Raw genomic sequence first — 20,570 nt, forward strand, 5'->3', positions numbered from 1 at the left:
TTTTTCCTGTCTGATGCTGCGTGCCTCAGCAACACACCCCAAACGCTGGTAAACCGGCAAAGACAAGCTTTACTCCGAAGTGCATTCGCATCTTTGGACACTCAGGAGCAGGACCATGGCTGGATGGTATGAATTGAGCAAAAGCAGTGACGGGCAGTTCCGCTTCGTTCTCAAGGCTGGCAATGCTGAAACCATTTTGACGAGTGAGCTGTATTCCTCCCGCAGCGCCGCCGAAAACGGCATCGCTTCGGTGCAGACCAACAGCCCCAACGAGGCCCGCTACGCCAAGGAAGTATCCAAGGACGGCAAGCCTTATTTCAACCTCAAGGCGGCGAACCACCAGATCATCGGCAATAGCCAGCGCTATTCGTCCGAGGCGGCGCGCGACGGCGGTATCGAAAGCGTCAAGACCAACGGTCCAACCACCACCATCAAGGACAAGACCGTTTAGTTTTCTGCTCTGAAGCAAAAGAGCCCGGCAGGACAACCTGCCGGGCTTTTTGTTGGGCGGCGTTTTAAGGCAAGGTGTTTTGCCTGATGCACCGCTATCTCGGGCAAGTTGTGCGGCGCTCCTGCTGGCGTCATCGCGAGCAAGCTCGCTCCTACAGGTCGGTGGCGTCTTTGGCTTCTGTAGGAGCCAGGCTTGCCGGCGATGAGGCCCGCAAGCTCGCCGCTACAGCGAAGGCCCGATCAGCGCACGGCGTGCAACATGGCCTGCAATTGATTACGCCCAGCCTCACCCAGCGGGAACACCGGCCGGCGCGGGTCGCCGACCTGCAGCCCGGTCATGTTCAACCCGGCCTTGATGGTGGTCGGCAGGCCGCCCTTGAGGATGAAGTCGAGCACCGGCAACTGGCGGTAAAACAGCTCGCGCGCGCGGTCCAGGTCGTTGTCCAGCACCGCCTGGTACAGGTCCAGGTTGAGCTGCGGGATCAGGTTCGCGGCGGCGGTGCACCAGCCCTTGGCGCCGGCGGCGAAGGCTTCCAGGGCCAGCGGGTTGCAACCGTTGTAGAACGGCACCTGGCCTTCGCCCAGCAGTTGCAGCTTGTGCATGCGCTGGATGTCGCCGGTGCTCTCCTTGACCATGGTCACGTTTTCCACGGCATCGAAGATCCGCAGGATTAGTTCCACCGACATGTCGGTGCCGCTGGTGGCCGGGTTGTTGTAGAGCATGATCGGCACGCCGATGCTGGCGCCGATGGCCTGGTAGTGGCCGAGGATCTCGGCTTCGCTGAGCTTCCAGTAGGACGTCGGCAGGACCATCACCGCATCGGCGCCCTTGGCCTCGGCAAAGCGCGCGCGGCGCACGGCCTTGGCGGTGGTCAGGTCGGAAACGCTGACGATGGTCGGCACGCGCTTGGCAATGTGGCGGATGCTGAATTCGGCGACCTGGTCCCACTCGGCGTCGCTCAGGTAGGCGCCTTCGCCGGTGCTGCCCAGGGGCGCGATTGCATGCACGCCGCTGTCGATCAGGCGATCGATGGAACGGCCGAGGGTGTCCAGGTCCAGTTGCTCACCGTTGGCGGTGAACGGGGTGATGGTGTAGCCGATGATGCCGTGAATGTGGGTGTTCGACATGGCGACGCTCCTTTAGCGAATAAGGGGGTTTCAGTTCAGGCAATCGGCGTGTTGCTTGAGGTTCTGCCGAGCGTAGTAGTTGAAGGCGGCGGCGTGACGCTTGGGTTTGGAGATCCAGTCATGGGCCTCGCGGCCGAGCTCCGGCAGGATCGGCTTGATGGTGCCGGCGGCCATGGCCAGCAATTGCAGCTTGGCGGCGCGCTCGATCAACTGGGCGATCACACAGGCTTCCTCGATGCTGGCGCCGGTGGACAGCTGGCCGTGGTGCGAGAGCAGGATGGCGCGCTTGTCGCCCAGGGCCGCGGAGATGATCTCGCCTTCTTCGTTACCCACCGGCACGCCCGGCCAGGCCTTGAGAAAGGCGCAGTCGTCATACAGCGGGCACAGGTCCATGTGGGAGATTTCCAGCGGCACTTCGATCATCGACAACGCGGCGACGTGGGTCGGGTGCGTGTGGATGATGCAGTTCACGTCGGGGCGGGCGCGGTACACCCAGCTGTGGAAACGGTTGGCTGGGTTGGGCATGCCGTGGCCTTCGAGCACCTCCAGGTCTTCGTTGACCAGCAGCAGGTTGCCCGCGGTGATTTCATCGAAGCCCAGGCCCAGTTGCTGGGTGTAGTAAGTGCCCGGCTGCGGGCCGCGGGCGGTGATCTGCCCGGCCAGGCCGGAGTCATGCCCGTTCTCGAACAGGATGCGGCACGTCAGCGCCAGCTTTTGCCGGTCGGTCCACGTATTATCCGCCAGGGTGTTTTGCATCTGGGTCAAGGCTTGCTTGACCAGTTGCTCTTTGGGTAGTGCTAATGTCTTGGCCATATCGGTGTCCTTTGGTCGTTTCAATGGACGTCGGATTTGCCAGCTCCCGCTGCTCGCAAGGTCGTTGGGTGAAAGCAAATGACACTAAAGAGGCTATATGACACTTTGTGTCATTGGCAAGGACAAATCGTCGCCTCCTTGATGGGTTAACCGTTCTACATGTCTATCCGTTTGAAATTATTGAGAAAAAAACTTGGCGTGACGCTGGAGGCCCTGGCCGAGAAATCCGGCATGACCAAGAGTTACCTGTCGAAAGTCGAACGCGGCCTGAACACGCCCTCGATCGCCGCGGCGTTGAAACTGGCCAAGGCGTTGAACGTGAACGTCGAGGAGCTGTTCGCCGAAGACAAGGTCAGCCTCGACAGCTACAGCCTGGTGCGCAGCGACGAACGCCAGTCGCTGGCGGCCAACGACCAGGCGCCGGGTTACGCGGTGCTGGCGCATCAGGTCAGCGAGCGCAGCCTGCTGCCGTTCATCATCTATCCGCCCAGGGAGTTCACCGACAAGAGCTTCAAGGAACACCTGGGGGAGGAGTTCCTGTTTGTCCACGAAGGGCAGGTGGAAGTGGATTTCATGAACGAGCGGGTGATCCTCAACCGTGGCGATGCGCTGCACTTCAACGCGCAGAAACCCCACCGCCTGCGCTCGGTGGGCGAGGTGCAGGCACAGTTGCTGGTGGTGGTGCACAGCGGCGAGGAATGAGCCCGCTCCTGCGGATTGTGGATTTTCCTACACCATCGGCGCCGAACCGCTGCCCCGTAGGCCCGTAGCCGCTGCCGAGCGCAGCGAGGCTGCGATCGAGGTGGGCGGCATTCCGACGCAGTCCTCGCAAAACCTGAGCACGCGGTATGCCTGGAAGAATGTTACGGCCGCTTCGCAGCCTCGCTGCGCTCGGCAGCGGCTACAGGTGGCGTACCAGCATGAAAACTGTAGGAGCGAAGCTTGCTCGCGATGGCGTCCTTGCGGGCAGACCGCAGTGCCTGGATCGCGGACAAGCCTCGCTCCTACGGATCGCGGGTAGCTTTCAGCGTTCGACCGGCACCGATAGCGCAGGCGCGCCCAGGGCATGGCTCTTCGAATCGAAGAAGCGCAGCGTCACTTCCATCCCTTCAAACAGCTGGGTGTAGCGCCGCTTCTGGTTCTGGATAAAGGCCTTGCTGCGCGGGAGGATCGAGATCGCCAGGGTCTGCACTCCGGACTGGCGGATCGCCTGCACCAGGTGGCTGTCCTGGGGGCCGAGGTCGTGGCCGAAGATGCACAGCGCGTCGCTGTGGTTGAGCAACTGCTGGTAGCAGAACGACAGGTAGTCGCTGCTGCGAATGGTCTTGAGCTTGTCCGCCACCGGGCCTTCGCTGACGAACAGCGGCACATCGTCGAGGGTCTTCAGGGTGTTGTTGATGGCGAAGTTGCCCAGCAGGGTGCCCTCGGTGGAACCCAGCTTGCGCGCGGTGCCGTCCTGGTTGCGCACCAGGTGCAGGCCGCCGTGCAGGTACAGCACGCGGGTCTGTTGGCTGGCGGTCTGGCCGATGTCGAAGCTCGGGTCGGCGCCCTGGAACAGGTCGTCGATGCCCTGGGCGTCGTGCTGGATCGCCCAGTAGTTGAGCAGGTCGTAATTGCTGGTGAACACCGTGCGGTAGCGGCGCAGTTCCTGGTTGATCTGCGAAAGACTCGCCGGCTGCACCAGGCGCCACGGAATGTGCACCGCGTGCACGGTATTGATCAGCGCTTCCTTGATCGCGTAGTAGCGATTGCGCGGCGCCGCGGAGCTGACGGCCAGGGCTTTGTTGACCCGGCTGGTGGTCTTCAGCGCGCCCAGCACCAGCTCGAAACTGCGGGTCTGCAGGGCGTCGAACACGCTCAGCTCGGAGGGGCTCAGGGGCTTTTCCTCGACGGTGCGGGCGTTCTCGAACAGCGAGTCGTAGGCGAAGTCTTCCCACACCGCGCGGCTGGCGCCGTTGCCGATCAGCAGGCCGGCGATCGGCGTGCTGGCGCGCAAGGCGTTCCAGTCTTCAAGGTCGGTATCAAATTCCTGGAAATCCATCATCGCGGTTCGTCGTCTCAAGGCAGAAGGTGTACAGGGCGCCGACTTTATCACGACCGACCCTTGAGCCAGATCAACAACGCGCGTGACCGATGGGTCGATCCTGTGCGCATTTGCCGGATCGGCACGGTCGATCCGCCCCTAGCCTGGAGGACGCGCCATGAGCAGCACTTTTTTCATCCCCGCCGTGAACATCATGGGTATCGATTGTCTCGACGAGGCCATGGTCGCGATTCGCAACTACGGTTTTCGCAAGGCGCTGATCGTCACCGACGCTGGCCTGGCCAAGGCCGGGGTGGCCGGGATGATTGCCGAGAAGCTGGCGATGCAGGACATCGATTCGGTGATCTTCGACGGCGCCAAGCCCAACCCGAGCATCGACAACGTCGAGAAGGGCCTGGCGCAATTGCAGCAAAGTGGCTGCGACTTCGTGATTTCCCTCGGTGGCGGCTCGCCCCATGACTGCGCCAAGGGCATCGCCCTGTGCGCCACCAATGGCGGGCATATCAGCGACTACGAAGGCGTCGACCGTTCGACCAAGCCCCAGCTGCCGCTGATCGCCATCAACACCACCGCCGGCACCGCCAGCGAAATGACCCGTTTCTGCATCATCACCGACGAAAAGCGCCACGTGAAAATGGCCATCGTCGACCGTAACGTCACGCCGCTGCTGTCGGTCAACGACCCTGCGCTGATGGTCGCCATGCCCAAGGGCCTGACCGCCGCCACCGGCATGGACGCGCTGACCCACGCCATCGAAGCCTATGTGTCCACCGCGGCCAACCCGATCACCGATGCCTGCGCGCTGAAAGCCGTGACCATGATCAGCCAGAACCTGCGCCAGGCGGTACGCGACGGCAGCGACCTGACGGCCCGGGAAAACATGGCCTACGCCCAGTTCCTCGCCGGCATGGCCTTCAACAATGCGTCGCTGGGTTTCGTGCATGCCATGGCGCATCAGCTGGGCGGCTTCTACGACTTGCCCCATGGCGTGTGCAACGCGGTGCTGCTGCCCCATGTGCAGAGCTTCAACGCCATGGTCTGCGCCGGACGCCTGACCGACGTGGCCCACGCCATGGGCGCGGACATTCGTGGCTTCAGCCCGGAGGAGGGCGCGCAGGCGGCCATCAGCGCCATTCGCAGCCTGGCCCGGGATGTCGAGATCCCCAGCGGCTTGCGCGACCTGGGTGCCAAGCTGACGGACATCCCGATCCTGGCCGCCAACGCCCTGAAAGACGCCTGCGGCCTGACCAATCCACGCACCGCCGACCAGCGCCAGATCGAGGAAATCTTCCGCAGCGCGTTCTGATACCTACAGATGTTTTACCGCGCGCTCGGGACTTGCTGTCCTGGGCGCGCCGCCGCTGGCCCCAATGCACGAGCTATTGGCGGTCGTCTTGCCAACCGGCAGGCGGCAAGCGCCGGGTGTGGAAAATCCGCAGTATCTGCAGGCGTCCCTGACGTACGCGGTAGGGGATCAGGTAAGGACGATTGGGGACCACCCACTCCCGGGTACCGGGCAGGCGACCTTCGCGACCACTGGCAGGAAAACGGCTCAGGTGTTGAATGCTACTCAGGATGGCTTTGACGAATTCCGCGGCGGCCTGAGGACTGTCCTGTGCAATGTAGGCGGCTTCGTCATCGAGGTTCTTGAGGGCGCTGCGCAGCCACTCAACGTGCATTGCCAGTCCATTTGTTGAGTACGCCATCCAGCTCTTCGGCGCTGGCGAAGTCGCCTGCCTCTGCTTCAGTCAGGGCTTTCTGGATCTCGTTGATTTGCCAGGCTTCGCGGGCCAGATATTCTCTCAGTGCATCCACAGCGAGGAATGACTTGCTGCGGCCTGTCGCCTTGGCCAAGTGAGCCAGGGTATCGGCAACATCATCGGGCAGGCGCAAGGACATGACGGACATGGTGATCTCGATGTAGTGGTTTGTAATACAACATACTACATCGCCAATCGGGGCTCGCCGCCAGAGCCATTCGTCCAGTGCGAACGCTGCTTTGATTCAAGACGATTCAGGACCTTCCTCTTAACAAGGACTTTGCATGCTGACCGGCCTCAACCACCTGACCCTCGCCGTTACCGATCTGAACCGCAGCCTGGGGTTTTACCGCGACCTGCTGGGCCTGCGCCTGGACGCCAGTTGGGACAGCGGCGCCTATCTGTCGCTGCCGGGCCTGTGGTTGTGCCTGTCGCTGGACTCGTCGCGCCGTTCGGCGGAGGTGCCGGACTACACCCATTACGCCTTCAGCATCGAGGCCGGGCATTTCGTGGCGTTCGTCCAGCGCCTGCGTGCTGCCGGTGTGCGGGAGTGGCGCGACAACCGCAGCGAAGGCGCCTCGTTCTATTTCCTCGACCCCGACGGCCACCAGCTGGAAGCCCATGTCGGCGATCTGGCCTCGCGCTTGCGCGCCTGTCGGCAGCAACCCTATGCCGGGATGACGATCTTTACCGACGAATGACCGCTCGCCGCCGCTTCAAGACGACTGGCTGTCGCTGTGACGACCATTGTGGGGTGGTGCGGGGGCGCACAAGCCGGCAGAATCCTGCGATCAAAACCGCGCCACCTTCGGCGCTTCGGAGTGTGGCATGACTTCTTCGCTGTTACTGGCTGTCCTCGCCTCGGGTTTTATCTACGGCATTACCCCAGGGCCTGGCGTGCTGGCGGTCTTCGGCATTGGCGCGGCGCGCGGGCGGCGGGCCGGGGCCGGCTTTCTCTGCGGGCATCTGCTGGGCGATGTGGTCTGGTGCAGCACCGCGCTGATCGCCATCGTCGGCGCGCGGGAGATCGGCAGCAGTGCCTTCGATGTGCTGGGCGTGCTCAGCGGCCTTTATCTGTTCTGGCTCGGCCTGCGGGCAATCCGCAGCCAGCGCAGCAGCGGGCAGGAGCCCCAGGGGCCGGCGCGCCAGCCGTTCTGGCACGGCATCCTGTTCGGCCTGACCAACCCCAAGGCGTACCCGGTGGCCGTGGCGACTTTCACCGCGCTGCTGTCCAGTCGTGCCGAGCTGCTCAACTGGTCGATGTTGCCCTGGCTGATCTTCCTCAGTTTCCTCGGCGGCATCGGCGCATACGCTATTCTGATTGGCATCGTCGGTGCGCGGCGGGTGCGGACCCTGTATCAGCGCCACGAACTGGCGATCACCCGGCTTTGCGGCGTGATGTTCATCGGGTTTGCCATCAACGCCTTGCTGCATGCCGTTCCGGGATTGCTGGCGAACAAGGCATAAAGGCTGTTCGCAAGGTTGCGACAGTCACGGACAAGCAGCGGCTTTGCGCCGCTGCCGGAACCCAGGGATTGATACTCGGCGCTTTATCTTCACAGGCAGTGTCGTTCCCTGATGGCAACCAACAACTCCGCGCCCCTGGCCAGTTTCATCGACCTTCTGCTGGATGCCGTCTGCGCGGTGGATGTCGAAGGCCGTTTCGTCTTCGTCAGCGCCGCCTGCGAGCGGATTTTCGGCTACACGCCGGACGAGCTGGTCGGCCGGCGCATGATCGAGCTGGTGCACCCCGCGGACCGTGCGCGCACCTTGCAGGCCGCCGACCGGATCATGGCCGGCGAACCCATGCCCAACTTCGAGAACCGTTACCTGCGCAAGGACGGGCAGGTCGCACATATCCTCTGGTCGGCGCGCTGGTCCGAGGTCGACCAGCTGCGCATCGCCGTGGCCCGCGACATCACCGAACGCAAGCAGGCCGAGTCGCGGCAGGCGGCGCTGTATGCAATTTCCGAAGCGGCCCATGCCGCCGAGGACCTGCTGGCGTTGTTCCGGCGCGTGCACCGGATCATCGGGGAATGGCTGCCGGCGCTGAATTTCTCCGTCGCGCTGTACGACGAGCAATGCCAGGCGCTGAGCTTTCCCTATCACGTCGACGACCGCGAGCGTTGCCCGGAGCAGCCGGGCACGCTGACCGGCAGCCTGTGTGCCGAGGTGATCCGCAGTGGCCAGCCGTTGCTGCTGACCCCTGACGATTATGTGCCGCTGCCGGATGCCAGCGCCGACCCGCATTCACCCTGCTGGCTCGGTGTGCCGCTGAATTCGCAGAAGGGCACCATCGGCGCGCTGATCGTCAAGAGCGCGCCGGGCGACGAGCGATACACCGAGCAGGACAAGGAGTTGCTGCAATACGTCTGCGCCCAGCTCGCCACCGCCATCGAGCGCAAGCAGCTGCATGCGCGCCTGCAGTACATGGCCCAGTACGACCAGCTGACCCAGTTGCCCAACCGCGAACTGCTACGCGAGCGCCTGCGCAACGCCCTGGCCCGAGCCCGTCGCGAGTCCGGGCGCATGGCCTTGCTCTATGTCGACCTGGACCGGTTCAAGCAGGTCAACGACACACTTGGCCACGCCGTGGGTGACATGCTGTTGCAGGCCGTGGCCAACCGGCTCAAGGCCTGCGTGCGCGAAAGCGACACCGTGGCGCGGATCGGTGGCGATGAGTTCGTGGTGCTGCTCGGCTGTATCCAGCACGCGGAAGATGCCGGTATCGTCGCCGGGAAGATTCGCCAGGCACTCAACGAGCCGCTGCGCCTGGACGGCCATCAGCTGAGCATTCTGCCGAGCATCGGTATCGGCCTGTTCCCCGAACACGGCCATGACGAAAAGCAGTTGTTCAAGCACGCCGACGAGGCGATGTACGCGGCCAAGCGCGCCCAGCGAAGCCCATCCCGCGCTTGACGGAAGCGGCGGAGCTGGCCGTTTTTTTTGCCAACCGTTCGTCGTGGCCGATGCAACTTTTTCAAACCTTCGATGGCCTGAAAACTCTCACTCTGTGCAGGCGCCGTGCGCCGTCACCTGATCAAAGGAGGCCGACACCATGAGCTTCATGGCCACCCATCTGTCCCGCACCTGCCTCGCGCTGCTGCTCGGCCTGAGCGCCAGCGCGGCGTTCGCCCAGTCCCCCGCGGAGTTTATCGATGACGCCTCGGCCAAGGGCATGGCAGACATCGAGGCCAGTCGTCTGGCCCACCAGAAGACGTCCTCCAAGGCCGTCAAGGACTACACCATCGTGGTCATCAACGACCGCACCACCGCCAACCAGCACCTGGCGAAAATCGCCAAAAAGCTCGACCTGTCCGTGGCGCCTAGGGAAGAAGTGATCAGCAAGGCCAAGGCGCTGATCCCCGAGGTCCCGGAAGGCGAAGCCTTCGACGCCGCCTATGCCGAGAGCCAGGTCAAGGCCACCGAAGAGGCCATCGAGCAGATCCAGCAACAGGCCGAAATCACCGAGGTACCGGAACTCAAGGCCTTTGCCGAAGAGACCCTGCCGAAACTGCAAAACCACCTGCAAATGGCCAAGGCCCTCAAGGCTGGGCGGGCCCTGGATCAGTTGGATGGCTGAGTGCTGTCTTGCAGCGGTTTCTCCAGCCGCTTGAGAACCAGCCCATCCCGGCATTCTCTCTAGAGTGGGGGAGTCTTTCTTTGTAGCGGTTTGTGTCTAGTATCAAGTGGTAGTCGATTTGCCATCACGCTAAAACACGGATCGAAACAGGTAAGAGGCCACTCATGGAATTTTTCGAGAAGTTAACCAGTCTTGCTGCCAAGGTACGTCTGCAGGGAGCAGCCATTCAGACGGAGGAAGCGACAAAAAATGCTTTTGTCATGCCCTTCATCAGCACGGTGTTGGGCTATGACGTATTCGATCCGACGGAGGTGACGCCAGAATTTGTCTGCGATATAGGAACCAAGAAGGGCGAGAAGATCGATTACGCGATCATGAAAGATGGGGAGGTTCAGATCCTCATCGAGTGCAAGAAGATCGGCGAGCCGTTGCATATCAATCATGCATCGCAATTGTTTCGTTACTTCCATGTCACCAGCGCGCGGATTTCCATCCTTACCAATGGCCAGGTGTATAAGTTTTTCACCGATCTGGATGCTCCCAACAAAATGGATGAGAAACCCTTCCTTGAACTGGATCTGCTCGATATCGATGAGTATTCGGTACCAGAGCTGACCAAACTGACCAAGTCGTCTTTTGATGTGGAGTCGATTATCAGCGCGGCAGGTGAGCTGAAGTACGTTAGCCAGATCAAAAAAGTCATCGCTTCTCAGGTTAGTAAGCCAGACGATGACTTCGTCAAAGTCTTTGCATCGCGGGTGTACGACGGAGTGATTACCCAAAAAGTCCGTGAGCAGTTTTATGAGCTGACTCGAAAAGCGGTGGGGCAATTTCTCAATGACCAAATCAATGATCGTCTCAAGTCTGCAATGAGTGGCGCGATCCAGCCGTCTCTTTCGGTTGCCTCCTCCTCCGGAGCGGGGAGTGCCGATAACGATGATGCAGAGACAGCGGACGATAAGGTGCTGACGACGTTGGAGGAGCTTGAGGGCTATCACATCGTACGTGCGGTGGTTCGCTCTGTGGTCGATGCCAAGCGTATCGTCCAAAGGGACACTCAGAGCTACTTCGGTATCTTGCTCGACGACAACAACCGAAAACCGATTTGCCGCCTGCATTTCAACCGTTCACAGAAGTACATCGGGATTTTTGACGAGGAAAAGAATGAAACCCGTCATCCGATCAGCTCTGTCGATGAGATCTACGAGTACTCCGATCACCTGAAAAAAACCGTCGGGTATTACGACTAGAAAATCTGCATTTGGTACGAGTTAAAGAGCCGGCGCGCTACGCCGGTTCTTTTTTGTCTGACTCATTCCGTCAGTGTCACCTCGATCTGGGCTCTCAGGCCCAATGCGCTACCGGCCTGGCTCCCTGCCTTCGCCTATCAAGAACGCTTGAGCGGGATCTCGGATTAGCCGCGGGGGCCGCTGATTTCACGCTGGAACGCCGCTTGTGCCCGGGCACAGGTGAGGATGCGGTAGCGCGTGCTGCGTGAGACGGTTTGGTCGCGAAAGCGCTGGTACACCGGCTGGAAGACGGTGCGATCCAGGTGGGGTTGCTCCGCGCTCAGGTAGGCCTCGCAAAGCCGGTCGTAATCCTGCTGTGAGATGAAGCGCCGGAACCAGAAGCGGTAGAAGTAACCCAGCAGGAAACCCAGGCTGAAGTCGCGGTCGAGTACCGAGTGGGCGCAGCACTCGAAGTCGATCAGGCGCAGTCGGCCATCGGCGGCGACCAGAATGTTTTTCGGGTGGGGGTCCATGTGCACGAAGTCGTCGTCGAGCATCTGGCCGAACAGCCGGAAGATCGCCGACAACAGGGTTTCAGCCTGCTCGGGATGGGCCAGCAGACGGTCGTCGACACTGCAATGATCGGCCCAGAAACCCACCAGCAAGTACTCTTCGCGCAGGAACGGAAAACGCCCCTTGTAGCCAAACGCCGAGACCTGGGGCGAGAGGGCGGATTTGCCCGACACCACCGACAGGTTGATGAATTCGTTGGTCAGGTCGTGCAGGCCGAAGCTGCGCTTGAGCCCGAGGAAGTTCTGCAGCTGCTTTTTCCAGTGAGTCAGGCGGTTGCGCTTGAGCACCCATTGGCGTTCGCCTTCGAGCAGGAATACGCCCCGGGTGTCTTCCGGAATATCCAGCGTGGGGTATTGCTCGGGCTTGGCCAAAAAACGCCGTAGCAGCCTGTCCAGTTCGTGCCGGTGGGATGGATCGAAATGGAAGGTCACGCCATCGATCTGCTGCCGATGCAGCGTTCGGGTGAATCTCCTGAGGTGAAGCATGTAGGGTTCCTGGCCTTGGATGGCGAACGAGGGGGTGGCGCTGTGAGCCTGCGCTGAAACGCGAGCCGAAAGGGCGCGCATCATAATTCATCGCAAGTCCTGGCGTTCACGAAATTGATCCGGGTTGTGCGGCCTGGCGTGCCCTGGCGCTGGAAAAAACCATGTCTTTGCATCGCGGGTGTACGACGGAGTGATTACCCAAAAAGTCCGGGAACAGTTTTATGAGCTGACTCGAAAAATGGTGGGTCAATTTCTCAATGATCAAATCAATGATCGTCTCAGGTCTGCAATGAGTGGTGCTATCCAGCCGTCTCTTGCGGTTGCCTGCGCCTTCGGAGCAGGGAATGCCGATAACGATGATGCAGAAGCAGAGGACGACAAGATGCTGACGAGCTATGCAGCGAGCTGCTCGAGTAACATCGGGCAAGGAGGCTTTCGCGCAAAGTGCCCATGCTTCAGGTCATGGGCACTGAGACGGACCGAGGGGGCACAGCCTCAGGTATTGACCAACCAGCGAGCCTGGCGACTGCCGCGCCAGTTGAAACTGCTCAGTGCCAGCAAGAGTAAGAGGATCGAGTAGATGGCGTAGGTCCCGAGCTTATCGTAGGCCCAACCCGCCAGCAGAATGCCCACGAGTCCGGCAAAGCGGCTGATGAAGTCTATCGAGCCATACCAGCTGCCAATGATTTCCTTGGGTACGGTGAGCTGGATGGCACTGGCTGTGGTACGAAAATACAGCGTGGTACCGAACTGGAACACGAACATGCCGGTGCCCGCGAGCCAGAGGTTGCCGCGCAGACATAACGTGATGCAGACCCCCGAGATCATGATCAGGTGGGACAGCAATATCGTGCCCGGCACCCGGGAGGCCTGGCCACTGGCGCGCAAGGCGAGTCCGCCGGCTATGGCGCCTGCTGCTCCAACTGAGAACAGGTAGCCGGTCTGTGCTTCAGAAAAACCATGAAAGCCCCGCAGCAAGGGGACCCACAGCAGCGCCAGCACGCTGACCACCAGCAGGCAGGTGGCATAGGAGGCAAGGAAATACCGCCAGCGTGGAGCGCGCAACAGATCGATGGTGGCTCTTGATGCGCCGGTGACACTTTCCTGGAAGCGTTGGGCAAACGACGTGCTGCAGATATCGAGGGTCGAGGTCTTCTCATTCAAGGCGCTCAGGCTGATCGTCAAGGCGAGCGCCGCCAGCATGAAGGCAATGGAGGCCAGCAGTGAGATCGACAAGCCGACGTTGAAAATGACCAGGGCGCCGATGACCGGCCCCAGGGTCCTGGCGATGCCATTGAAGGTGGCGAGCAGGCCGTTGATTCTGGGGATGTTGTCAGCGGTGAAAAGGAACGGGATCAAGGCAAACATGATCAGCCGTGAGTACTGATGGATCAGGTCGATTAAGAAGGCAAAAAACCACACCCACTCCACGGAGCTGTCGTAGATCCTGAGGACAAAAACAGCCAGGGCAAACACCGCAATGTTGGCCAGTTGCGTGGCAATGAACAGTTTCCATTTGTTGAAACGATCGATAAAACCCGCGCCTAGCAGGGTCACCAGTATTTCAGCGCTATAGCCGACGGCGTAGGTGGTGGTAACAGCGAGCGTCGTTCCGCTAATGGAATAGGCGAGGTTGGCGAATACCAGGTCGTAGATGGCTTCGGAAAGTATAAGTAATACCCCCAAAGCCACAAAGGACCACACTGACCGCGCCGTTGAATTGAAAGAGGTGTGCACAGAAATTTAATCCGTTAAATTTTTTATATGCCCGGTATCATGCAGCCAGGGCTTTGATGTTGGCAGGCAAGAACGATTGGAGTTCTTCTATGCTGTTGAACTCCTTTTTGGATGTAAGGCTGTCCAGCGCAACAATTTCCATGGCTTGTATCTTGCCCAGGAGTGTACGCAGTGCTCCAGGTTCTTGCAGGTAAGGGGACAGCGCTTTCTCGAACGCTGCAAGAGCCAGAGACTCTTCCGCGTTTTGCGCAGAACCAACCAGATCAGCCAGCTCTTCTTTCCAGGATACTGCTTCTTGAGTTGCTTTCATGTGAATCTCCATGGTGTAAGTAAGTTTGCAACTTGGGTGCACACCCCAAAACTAAGTTCTTTCCAGTGTCTGCTGCTCGAACTTGGCCATCTTGTACAGCAGGATGTCCGGGCAGCGCATGTCAGGTAGTTTGATATTTGGATAGGGCTGGTCGATAGCGAATGGAATCAGGTCCTGACCGAACATGGGAATATCCGAGCGTGGCTCATTCTGGCTGACGAAGACTTCATGTTCACAGCGAACCAGCGTCGGTTTACTGCAGTTGAACGTGTAGGCAATACCTTGCTCGATATGAATGCTGGTGCGTGGATCACAAATGATCTGGAGAGACTTGTGCTGACCGTAAGTGGCGGAGTCATGCCTGAAATCAATCAGGTTCAAGTCGATTTGCAGTTCCTGATTATTGAGGAAGGTATAGGTTTTTTTCGTTCTGGCGTGCCAGTAGTACTGGTGAGGAGTGCCCGGAACGGACGTTGGAAGCACCAGGACGTCGGCCACGCAGGAGGCAGTATTGGGCACCAGCGTATAGGACCTGGCGCCAGTCAGGGCATAGCGGTTGCGTTTTATCCGTACTCCGCAGAACTCCTCGTCCGTCAATCGTTCAGCGACGCTGCGGGCATCGTCCGACCAGGTCTTGGGCTCGAACATCACATACTGTTCGGCGCCGCGAATGGTCACCGGGTATCGGGCCAGATAGGATTTGGGGTTCTCCAGCAAAGACTGGGAAATCTTCGAAAGAAAGCGATGGGCTTCATCGGGCAAGCGGTATCTGTTGGCCTTGATAATTGGAAACTTTGCAAGTTCCGTAGTACGAGGGACTGAAACAAGATCGTTGTCCAGATTCCATGCTGCATTGTCTTGATCCGAGTGCCAGACTGGTTCGTCCCGGGTGACAATGTACTCTAGGTTATCGAAGGTATGAGCCACGCCTCGTGGAATGACCAAGTGTCGATACAGGCTTGGCGAGAATCTGAGTTGGACAACTTGATGGATACTAGGACTGCCTTCTCGGCAATCGACAAAGAAGCCTTCTATTTTCTTGCCGTTTTCCCCCATGAATGTCAGGCGATCGTCCTGGCCGACATGTATGCCATAGGTTGAATAACTGAAGTCGGGTTCATGAGTGACGAAGTCTGATATGAGCGGACCCTTGCTGGACATTAATTTTCGACTGAACCAGCCGTTTCCAGCATAGGTATTACTGACAGAGTTCTTTTCGAATCTGAGGCCTGGAATTAAAAAGTCGGCCTGGTGAGTGTCGTTGCCAATTTCCTCGAACATAGATCCCTCTTTCGATAGAGAAAACGCATCTGCACCAGCGTCTGTCCTGACGTCTTCGGTGTTGTTTGTGTGAACGGCTGTGGCACTGAAAAGTGCTTGTCTAATGGAAAGCTGTCAATAACTTTTTTGTGGGGTTTATGAATTTGTCTGGTCGCCATCTTATGGTGCGCAACGGCACAAAAATAGTGCGAATCATAAAAATCATATGGAACATTAAGTTATAGATTTGAATGTTTCAGATCTAGCATATGTTCTTTTGTTAAGTACTTAGATCGAACCAAAATAGATCGCTCAAGAGAATGGACGGATGAAGGGAATAAACTTCTTTTTTGCAGACAGTCTCCGGTTTCAATCCCTGCGTATTCCTTCATCCGATAAAACTTCAGCCTGCGGGCTGCCCAGGTCAGTGCGCGGCGTTCTGCCGGAACTGCCGTGGGCTGACGCCGGTCAGGGCCTTGAACTGGCGGCTGAAGGCGCTGTGGTCGGTGTAGCCGCATTGCAGGGCGACGTCGGTGATCGGCAGTTCGCCGAGCAGCAGGCGCGAGGCGTGTTCCAGGCGCACTTTGTGGATCATCTGCCGCGGGGTGAGGTGGAAGATGCGTTTGCAGTAGCGCTCCAGCTGGGCGATGGACAGGTCGGCGATGTGGGTCAGGTCGTCGAGGCGGATGGCTTCGTTGTAGTGCTCGCGGATATGCCGGTCGACCGCGGCCAGGCGTTCGTAGGCCGGGTGCGCGTCGCGGGCGGCCTGCAGGTCGAGGGAGATGCCGGCCATGCCGATGATCCGCCCGTCGCGCCCATGCAGCGGCAGCTTGTGGGTCAGGCACCAGCCGGGTTCGCGGCTGCCGTACAGGTGCAGTTCCAGTTGGCCCTTGATGGTGATGCCCTGGCGCAGCACGCGCTGGTCCTGCTCGGTATAGACCGGGCCGAGCACGGCGGGAAACACCTCGGCCGAGGTCTTGCCCAGCAGCGGCGCGACGTTCTTGAAACCGCAACGCTGGGCCAGGGTCAGGTTGGCGGTGAGGTAGCGGGCCTGCAGGTCCTTGATGAAAAACACCGCGTTGGGCAGGGTGTCGAGCAGCGGGATCACCAGGGCCATGCTGCCCAGCAGGTCGTGAATATCCTCGGGCGCCTGGCTGGCGATGGCTTCGGGCAGGCGGTGCAGCTGAGCGGTGTCGATCATCAAGGGCTGCTCTTGTTAGGGGGCGGGGCGCGCCCCGCGACTTCGGGTCTACTGGCTCATCCTTGAATCCCACGGCGCCGTTGGCGGGCGGCCAGCGGCAACGGTCTGCTCGTCACTTCGCGCCGGGCGTCGACTCCATCAGCAAGGTCTCGATCCGCGCCGGCACCAGGGGCGCTCGTGGTGTCGGTACGGTCCAGCCGAACAGGGCCTGTGCCGCCGTGGCGCAAACCCGCCCCTGGCAGGCACCCATGCCGCAGCGGCTGTGCAGTTTGGCCTCGCTCCAGCCTGCTTCGCCAGCCACGGCGGCGTAGGGCACATCCTCGCAGCGGCACAGCAGCGTATCAGCTCGCGCCAGGCGCAGAAGCGCCGGTTGCAGGGCGAAGGTTTCACTCACTCGCTCGGCGAACGCCTGCCAATGGGCTCGGCGCTGGATCAGCGCGGTGGCCTCCCGGGCCTGCCCGCTGGCGGCCAGTCCGGCGATCTCGCCTTCGACCCTCGCCAGTTCGCTGCCGCCGACCCCGGTGCATTCGCCGGCCGCGTAGACCTGCGGGAGGCTGGTGCCCTGGTAAGGGTCCACCGCGATGGCATTGGCCTGTAGCTGGCAACCGAGATGGCTAGCCAGGGTGGTGTTGGGCACCAGCCCGAACCCGCAGGCGAGACGTTCGCAGGGGATTTCCCGCACCTGTTCGCCCTGCTGGATGCGCACCGCTTCCAGGCGATCGTCGCCCAGGGCTTCGAGCACATGGGCGTTGCAGCGATAGGAAGTGGTGGCCAGCCCGACGGCCTGGCCGAGCTTGGCCGGCCAGCGCCAGAGCCCGGCGGTGAATGTCGCCAGCGCGGGCAACGGGGCCTGTTCCAGGACCGCCTCGACCCGGGCACCAACTTGACGGGCGGTGGCGGCGCTGGCCAGCAGCAACGGCCCGCTGCCGGCGATAACCACCCGCTCGCCGGCCACGGCCAGGCCGTTTTTCAGTAGCGCCTGCAAGGCCCCGGCGCCTGTCACTCCGGGCAAGGTCCAGCCGGGGAAGGGCAGCAACAGTTCGCGGGCGCCGCAGCACAGAATCAGGCTCTGGTAGCGGACCAGCAGAGCCTGCTCGGCATCTTCCAGCAGCAGGACATTGGCGCCGGCGCCGGCCACCACCCGGGTGCCCGGCAGGTAGCGCAGCCGTGGATGTTGCAGCACCTGCAAGGCTTCGCGGGCGATACCGGGGAGCGTGACGCCGGGTCCGTTGCGCCAGATCTGGCCGCCGGGGCGTGGGTTGTCGTCGAGCAGGATGATGGAGAGCTCGCTGCGGCTCGCCGCCCGGGCTGCCGCGAGGCCGGCCGGGCCACTGCCGACGATAAGGATGTCGCAGCTCAGGCGCTGTTGCTTCATGGCGTGCGCTCCACGTGCATGCCTTCGCGGCACAGGGTCTGGCAGGCCAGTTGGCGCCGGCCGTCGATGGTCATGCGGCATTCCTGGCAGATGCCCATGCCGCAGAAGGGCGCCCGGGGCTGGTCGGTGCAGGAGGTTCGGGTACGTGGGTCGCCGCTGGCGGCGATGGCGGCGGCGACGCTCAGGCCATCGCCCACGGTCAGCGCCTGACGGTCCAGGTAAATGATCATGGGGCGCTTCCTGTCAGGGTGGCGGTCAGCTCGGCGAAGCGTTCGGGGCGATAGGCATGGGCATCGATATCCGGCCGTTCGCCGAGCATCAGGCTGGTCAACAGCCGGCCACTGCCGGGGGCGGTGGTGACGCCCAGGCCTTCATGGCCGACCGCCAGCCACAGGCCGGTGTGTCGTGGGTGTTCGCCAAGGATCGGCAGGCCGTCCGGGGTGGCGGCGCGAAAGCCGGTCCAGGCGCGGATGCCGTTCAATTGCGCCAGGCCCGGCAGATAGGCCACGGCCCGTTGCAGCATCGGCGTCAGCACCTCGGGCTCGATGGCCGGGTCGAGAGTGTCGAACTGGCGGGACGAGCCGATCAGCAATTGCCCGGTCGGCCGTGGCTGCACATTGAACGCCACCGAGGTGCCGTTGCTGGCGTGGGCGCTGGCGGCGTAGCCCAGCTCCACCAGTTGGTGGGACACCTGTCGGGGGTAACGATCGGTGATCAGCAAGTGGCCCTTCTTCGGTCGCAACGGCAACTCCGGCAGCAGGCTCCGCGCCGCCAGACCGTTGGCCAGCACCACGTACTCGGCGCGCAGCACACGGCCGTCATCCAGCTCCACGCGCTGGGCGGCGATGGCGCTGACCGTGGCTCGCTCGCAGCTGATCCCAGGCGTGTTGTGCAACAGCCAATGGGCCGTGGCCGGGGCGTAGAGAATGCCGTCGCCGGGAATCTTCAGGGCGCCGCCAAGACCTTTGCGCAACATGGGTTCGAGTCCGGCCAGGGTCGCGCTGTCGAGCAATTCGCCTGCCACGCCGTGTTGGGCCAGGGTCGCCTGCTTGGCCCGGGCCAGGTCCATTTCCGCCGGGTCCGCCGCCAGCCACAGGGTGCCGCAATTGCGGTAGGCGCAGGCGGCCGGCAGGTGCGCGCGCAGCTGGTTCCACAGGCCGATGGAGTAGTGACTCAGCGCCAGTTCGGCGGGGTTGTCGTCCATCGCCACCAGGTGGCCCATGCCCGCGCCGGTGGCGCCGCCGCTGGCGTTGTCGAGCACCCGCACCCGCAGGCCGCGGCGGGCCATTTCGTGGGCGCAGGCGGCCCCGACAATGCCGCCGCCAATCACCAGCACGTCGGCTTCGGCCGGCTCGCTCACGAGAGGATGCCCCAGGCGAAGGGATCGCTGTCTTCGATCAGCAAGGTGGCTTCGGCGCTGATATGGGCGGTGCCGCGAAGGGTCGGGATGACCTGCTCGCCCGCCTGCTCGTAGCGGGCGCTGAACTGGCTGCCGATTACACTGGCCTGACGCCAAATCGCCCCGGGCGCCAGCTTGCCGTCGGCGGCCAGGCAGGCCAGCTTGGCGCTGGTGCCGGTGCCGCAGGGGGAGCGGTCGTAGGCCTTGCCGGGGCACAGCACGAAGTTGCGGCTGTCGGCATGCGGGTCGTCGGCGAACAGCTCGATATGGTCGATCACGCCGCCATCGGCGCCGCTGATGCCGGCGGCCTCCAGGGCTTCGCGCACGGCCCAGGTGTAGTGGGTCAGGGCTTCGACGTTATCCAGGGCGATGCGCTGGCCATGCTCGCTGATCAGGAAGAACCAGTTGCCGCCCCAGGCGATATCGCCGCGGACGGGGCCGTGGCCGGGCAACTGCAGTTCGACGCCGCTGCGGTAACGGTAGGCCGGCACGTTGCGCACGCTGACCGAGAGGTCGTCGTGCAGAGTGGCGCTGACGGTGCCCACCGGGGTTTCGATGCGGTGTACGCCGGGGGCGATGCGCCCCAGGTGATGCAGCGAGCGCACCAGGCCGATGGTGCCGTGGCCGCACATGCCCAGGTAGCCGCTGTTGTTGAAGAAGATCACCCCGGCACAGGCATCCGCCGCCTGGGGTTCGCACAGCAGGGCCCCCACCAGCACGTCGCTGCCCCGCGGTTCCAGCACGCAGGCCGTGCGCCAGCGATCGTGACGCTCTTGCAGGACGGCCAGCCGTTCGGCCATCGAACCGCTGCCCAGGTCGGGAAAGCCGTCGACAACCAGGCGAGTCGGCTCGCCCCCCGTATGTGAATCGATGACGGTTATTTTTTTCATGGCAGCACCTGACGGAAAAGGCCTACAGATTGGCTCGGGAAAGGGCTGTATCGCTTGTGGGTTTTCTCTGCGGCGGATGACGAAATTGGCACAGTGGGGTTTCCCGCCAACCCTGTAGCCGCTGCCGCAGGCTGCGCACGGACGCGCAGCGTCCGCCAGATCGGACGACGTGGTGTGACAGAAAGACCGGGGATACAGGTTCTGCGTCTGCTGCGCAGCCGATCGCAGCCTCGTACCTCGGCAGCGGCTACAGGCGTGCGGTGCGGCTGCTGGTGCAGGGGATTTCAGGCGGGTCGAAGGAGGGTAGCGCGCAGGCGCAATGGACAGAAAAGG

General features: G+C 61.8%; 22 protein-coding genes and 1 pseudogene. 9 read left to right on the plus strand and 14 right to left on the minus strand.

Going from position 1 to position 20,570, the window contains the following annotated elements; translation table 11 throughout:
* Positions 1 to 115: 115 nt before the first annotated feature.
* On the plus strand, positions 116 to 451 hold the full coding sequence (locus PVZ80_RS23220) for a YegP family protein (protein WP_009047442.1): 336 nt from the start codon (positions 116 to 118) through the stop codon (positions 449 to 451).
* A 239-nt stretch (positions 452 to 690) separates the two neighbouring features.
* On the opposite strand, the gene PVZ80_RS23225 is transcribed toward PVZ80_RS23220, so the two are convergent.
* Positions 691 to 1,578, minus strand: a complete 888-nt coding sequence (locus PVZ80_RS23225) for a dihydrodipicolinate synthase family protein (RefSeq protein WP_273864601.1) — start codon at positions 1,576 to 1,578, stop codon at positions 691 to 693.
* 30 nt (positions 1,579 to 1,608) lie between these two features.
* Complete coding sequence (locus PVZ80_RS23230; protein WP_023968112.1) at positions 1,609 to 2,391, minus strand: aldolase; 783 nt, start codon at positions 2,389 to 2,391, stop codon at positions 1,609 to 1,611.
* A gap of 159 nt (positions 2,392 to 2,550) precedes the next feature.
* Between PVZ80_RS23230 and PVZ80_RS23235 the strand changes: the two genes are divergently transcribed.
* Complete coding sequence (locus tag PVZ80_RS23235; RefSeq protein ID WP_007922237.1) at positions 2,551 to 3,093, plus strand: helix-turn-helix domain-containing protein; 543 nt, start codon at positions 2,551 to 2,553, stop codon at positions 3,091 to 3,093.
* A 322-nt stretch (positions 3,094 to 3,415) separates the two neighbouring features.
* Here PVZ80_RS23235 and PVZ80_RS23240 read toward each other — a convergent pair whose 3' ends face one another.
* A complete protein-coding gene (locus tag PVZ80_RS23240; RefSeq protein WP_103331536.1) occupies positions 3,416 to 4,435 on the minus strand; it encodes a DUF4917 family protein in 1,020 nt (339 codons plus the stop codon).
* A 157-nt stretch (positions 4,436 to 4,592) separates the two neighbouring features.
* Between PVZ80_RS23240 and yiaY the strand changes: the two genes are divergently transcribed.
* Positions 4,593 to 5,741 (plus strand): L-threonine dehydrogenase, encoded by a 1,149-nt coding sequence (gene yiaY / locus PVZ80_RS23245; RefSeq protein ID WP_009047446.1) that lies wholly within the window; start codon positions 4,593 to 4,595, stop codon positions 5,739 to 5,741.
* Positions 5,742 to 5,814: 73 nt separating this feature from the next.
* On the opposite strand, the gene PVZ80_RS23250 is transcribed toward yiaY, so the two are convergent.
* Positions 5,815 to 6,114, minus strand: coding sequence for a type II toxin-antitoxin system RelE/ParE family toxin (locus PVZ80_RS23250; RefSeq protein WP_038581545.1), 300 nt, complete (start codon positions 6,112 to 6,114; stop codon positions 5,815 to 5,817).
* Positions 6,104 to 6,343: a CopG family ribbon-helix-helix protein gene (locus tag PVZ80_RS23255; RefSeq protein ID WP_038581543.1), complete on the minus strand. Its 240-nt coding sequence runs from the start codon at positions 6,341 to 6,343 to the stop codon at positions 6,104 to 6,106. The genes PVZ80_RS23250 and PVZ80_RS23255 overlap by 11 nt, the downstream gene beginning before the upstream one ends.
* Before the next feature lie 136 nt (positions 6,344 to 6,479).
* Here PVZ80_RS23255 and fos point away from each other — a divergent pair, with 136 nt between their 5' ends.
* From fos to PVZ80_RS23280, 5 genes are all read left to right on the plus strand, one after another.
* On the plus strand, positions 6,480 to 6,896 hold the full coding sequence (gene fos / locus PVZ80_RS23260) for a fosfomycin resistance glutathione transferase (protein ID WP_009047448.1): 417 nt from the start codon (positions 6,480 to 6,482) through the stop codon (positions 6,894 to 6,896).
* Positions 6,897 to 7,023: 127 nt separating this feature from the next.
* Entirely contained in the window at positions 7,024 to 7,662 is a 639-nt protein-coding gene (locus tag PVZ80_RS23265; RefSeq protein ID WP_016702101.1) for a LysE family translocator, read from the plus strand.
* A gap of 111 nt (positions 7,663 to 7,773) precedes the next feature.
* Positions 7,774 to 9,114 carry a sensor domain-containing protein gene (locus PVZ80_RS23270; protein WP_103331534.1) on the plus strand — a complete coding sequence of 447 codons (1,341 nt, stop codon included), beginning with the start codon at positions 7,774 to 7,776 and terminating at the stop codon, positions 9,112 to 9,114.
* A 139-nt stretch (positions 9,115 to 9,253) separates the two neighbouring features.
* On the plus strand, positions 9,254 to 9,778 hold the full coding sequence (locus PVZ80_RS23275; protein WP_273864602.1) for a DUF4142 domain-containing protein: 525 nt from the start codon (positions 9,254 to 9,256) through the stop codon (positions 9,776 to 9,778).
* Positions 9,779 to 9,942: 164 nt separating this feature from the next.
* Complete coding sequence (locus PVZ80_RS23280) at positions 9,943 to 11,028, plus strand: type I restriction endonuclease (protein ID WP_016702104.1); 1,086 nt, start codon at positions 9,943 to 9,945, stop codon at positions 11,026 to 11,028.
* Between the two features lie 164 nt (positions 11,029 to 11,192).
* Here PVZ80_RS23280 and PVZ80_RS23285 read toward each other — a convergent pair whose 3' ends face one another.
* Positions 11,193 to 12,065, minus strand: coding sequence for an AarF/UbiB family protein (locus PVZ80_RS23285; RefSeq protein ID WP_273864603.1), 873 nt, complete (start codon positions 12,063 to 12,065; stop codon positions 11,193 to 11,195).
* Between the two features lie 163 nt (positions 12,066 to 12,228).
* Between PVZ80_RS23285 and PVZ80_RS23290 the strand changes: the two are divergent.
* Positions 12,229 to 12,459: pseudogene (locus PVZ80_RS23290) on the plus strand (restriction endonuclease); the annotation flags it as partial.
* A 101-nt stretch (positions 12,460 to 12,560) separates the two neighbouring features.
* On the opposite strand, the gene PVZ80_RS23295 reads toward PVZ80_RS23290, so the two are convergent.
* The 8 genes from PVZ80_RS23295 to PVZ80_RS23330 all read right to left on the minus strand — a co-directional run bounded on the left by PVZ80_RS23295 (position 12,561) and on the right by PVZ80_RS23330 (position 20,237).
* A complete protein-coding gene (locus PVZ80_RS23295; protein WP_273864604.1) occupies positions 12,561 to 13,802 on the minus strand; it encodes an MFS transporter in 1,242 nt (413 codons plus the stop codon).
* 37 nt (positions 13,803 to 13,839) lie between these two features.
* Positions 13,840 to 14,112: a hypothetical protein gene (locus PVZ80_RS23300; RefSeq protein WP_009047454.1), complete on the minus strand. Its 273-nt coding sequence runs from the start codon at positions 14,110 to 14,112 to the stop codon at positions 13,840 to 13,842.
* 51 nt (positions 14,113 to 14,163) lie between these two features.
* A complete protein-coding gene (locus tag PVZ80_RS23305; RefSeq protein ID WP_009047455.1) occupies positions 14,164 to 15,393 on the minus strand; it encodes a dTDP-4-dehydrorhamnose 3,5-epimerase family protein in 1,230 nt (409 codons plus the stop codon).
* Positions 15,394 to 15,796: 403 nt separating this feature from the next.
* Positions 15,797 to 16,573 carry an AraC family transcriptional regulator gene (locus tag PVZ80_RS23310; RefSeq protein ID WP_038630807.1) on the minus strand — a complete coding sequence of 259 codons (777 nt, stop codon included), beginning with the start codon at positions 16,571 to 16,573 and terminating at the stop codon, positions 15,797 to 15,799.
* Between the two features lie 112 nt (positions 16,574 to 16,685).
* Positions 16,686 to 17,948, minus strand: coding sequence for an NAD(P)/FAD-dependent oxidoreductase (locus PVZ80_RS23315; RefSeq protein ID WP_273864605.1), 1,263 nt, complete (start codon positions 17,946 to 17,948; stop codon positions 16,686 to 16,688).
* Complete coding sequence (locus PVZ80_RS23320) at positions 17,945 to 18,178, minus strand: 2Fe-2S iron-sulfur cluster-binding protein (RefSeq protein ID WP_038630809.1); 234 nt, start codon at positions 18,176 to 18,178, stop codon at positions 17,945 to 17,947. Before PVZ80_RS23320 ends, PVZ80_RS23315 begins: the two co-directional genes overlap by 4 nt.
* A complete protein-coding gene (locus PVZ80_RS23325) occupies positions 18,175 to 19,308 on the minus strand; it encodes an NAD(P)/FAD-dependent oxidoreductase (RefSeq protein WP_038630811.1) in 1,134 nt (377 codons plus the stop codon). The genes PVZ80_RS23320 and PVZ80_RS23325 overlap by 4 nt, the downstream gene beginning before the upstream one ends.
* Positions 19,305 to 20,237, minus strand: a complete 933-nt coding sequence (locus tag PVZ80_RS23330; protein WP_101281936.1) for a 4-hydroxyproline epimerase — start codon at positions 20,235 to 20,237, stop codon at positions 19,305 to 19,307. The genes PVZ80_RS23325 and PVZ80_RS23330 overlap by 4 nt, the downstream gene beginning before the upstream one ends.
* Positions 20,238 to 20,570 lie beyond the last annotated feature (333 nt).

The sequence above is a fragment of the Pseudomonas sp. B3G-3 genome, from assembly GCF_028640915.1.
Taxonomy (GTDB): Bacteria; Pseudomonadota; Gammaproteobacteria; order Pseudomonadales; family Pseudomonadaceae; genus Aquipseudomonas; species Aquipseudomonas chlororaphis_I.

Bases quoted from the DNA above. Each gene is read 5' to 3' on its own strand.
- PVZ80_RS23220 (WP_009047442.1), top strand. From the start codon at position 116: ATGGCTGGATGGTATGAATTGAGCAAAAGCAGTGACGGGCAGTTCCGC.
- PVZ80_RS23225 (WP_273864601.1), bottom strand. From the start codon at position 1,578: ATGTCGAACACCCACATTCACGGCATCATCGGCTACACCATCACCCCG.
- PVZ80_RS23230 (WP_023968112.1), bottom strand. From the start codon at position 2,391: ATGGCCAAGACATTAGCACTACCCAAAGAGCAACTGGTCAAGCAAGCC.
- PVZ80_RS23235 (WP_007922237.1), top strand. From the start codon at position 2,551: ATGTCTATCCGTTTGAAATTATTGAGAAAAAAACTTGGCGTGACGCTG.
- PVZ80_RS23240 (WP_103331536.1), bottom strand. From the start codon at position 4,435: ATGATGGATTTCCAGGAATTTGATACCGACCTTGAAGACTGGAACGCC.
- yiaY (WP_009047446.1), top strand. From the start codon at position 4,593: ATGAGCAGCACTTTTTTCATCCCCGCCGTGAACATCATGGGTATCGAT.
- PVZ80_RS23250 (WP_038581545.1), bottom strand. From the start codon at position 6,114: ATGCACGTTGAGTGGCTGCGCAGCGCCCTCAAGAACCTCGATGACGAA.
- PVZ80_RS23255 (WP_038581543.1), bottom strand. From the start codon at position 6,343: ATGTCCGTCATGTCCTTGCGCCTGCCCGATGATGTTGCCGATACCCTG.
- fos (WP_009047448.1), top strand. From the start codon at position 6,480: ATGCTGACCGGCCTCAACCACCTGACCCTCGCCGTTACCGATCTGAAC.
- PVZ80_RS23265 (WP_016702101.1), top strand. From the start codon at position 7,024: ATGACTTCTTCGCTGTTACTGGCTGTCCTCGCCTCGGGTTTTATCTAC.
- PVZ80_RS23270 (WP_103331534.1), top strand. From the start codon at position 7,774: ATGGCAACCAACAACTCCGCGCCCCTGGCCAGTTTCATCGACCTTCTG.
- PVZ80_RS23275 (WP_273864602.1), top strand. From the start codon at position 9,254: ATGAGCTTCATGGCCACCCATCTGTCCCGCACCTGCCTCGCGCTGCTG.
- PVZ80_RS23280 (WP_016702104.1), top strand. From the start codon at position 9,943: ATGGAATTTTTCGAGAAGTTAACCAGTCTTGCTGCCAAGGTACGTCTG.
- PVZ80_RS23285 (WP_273864603.1), bottom strand. From the start codon at position 12,065: ATGCTTCACCTCAGGAGATTCACCCGAACGCTGCATCGGCAGCAGATC.
- PVZ80_RS23300 (WP_009047454.1), bottom strand. From the start codon at position 14,112: ATGAAAGCAACTCAAGAAGCAGTATCCTGGAAAGAAGAGCTGGCTGAT.
- PVZ80_RS23305 (WP_009047455.1), bottom strand. From the start codon at position 15,393: ATGTTCGAGGAAATTGGCAACGACACTCACCAGGCCGACTTTTTAATT.
- PVZ80_RS23310 (WP_038630807.1), bottom strand. From the start codon at position 16,573: ATGATCGACACCGCTCAGCTGCACCGCCTGCCCGAAGCCATCGCCAGC.
- PVZ80_RS23315 (WP_273864605.1), bottom strand. From the start codon at position 17,948: ATGAAGCAACAGCGCCTGAGCTGCGACATCCTTATCGTCGGCAGTGGC.
- PVZ80_RS23320 (WP_038630809.1), bottom strand. From the start codon at position 18,178: ATGATCATTTACCTGGACCGTCAGGCGCTGACCGTGGGCGATGGCCTG.
- PVZ80_RS23330 (WP_101281936.1), bottom strand. From the start codon at position 20,237: ATGAAAAAAATAACCGTCATCGATTCACATACGGGGGGCGAGCCGACT.